Below are 505 nucleotides of genomic sequence, written 5' to 3'. Positions count from 1 at the left end.
GCATCCTAAATCGCTATAAACTCTCACGTAAAGTACTGCATTTCCAGAAATATAAGCATCAACTGCAGTTACGATTTCGTTGGTTCCGTTGCTTGCATCTACAAATGTAGGGTAGAATTTCTTGGTAACAGGCGTTTCGTTGGTTACATAAGCACTTGTAAGGTCGAATTTGCCTTTAGTTTCATTATTTTGAATGAAACATTCAGTTAATGCTCCATCGAAAACCACAGGAGTAGGGTAGAATGCTAAAGTGATTTTAGCAGTACCAATACATCCTTCAGTCGTTGTTACTTGTACATATACAGATCCAGATCCTGAAAAATAGTTTGTAGGGTTTGTAATCTGGTTGGTGTTGTTATTTAAATCGTTTAAAGTAGGGTAGAATTTCTTCACAACTGGGCTGTATCCAGTAACGGCTGCAGTTGTTAAATCGAAGAAGCCATTTCCTGCATACTGACAAGAATAGATTGTTGCATCAGTTAAAATAAATGGAACAACCGTAAGG

The 505-nt window shown here is 37.4% G+C and carries 1 pseudogene; it reads right to left on the bottom strand.

Going from position 1 to position 505, the window contains the following annotated elements:
- Positions 1-505: pseudogene (locus AC2A1D_RS17800) on the bottom strand (gliding motility-associated C-terminal domain-containing protein); the annotation flags it as partial.

This window comes from Chryseobacterium sp. HNCC26DJ239 (assembly GCF_057180445.1).
The sequence above is the reverse complement of the archived record's forward strand: the minus strand, read 5'-3'. Positions and strand labels throughout refer to the sequence as shown.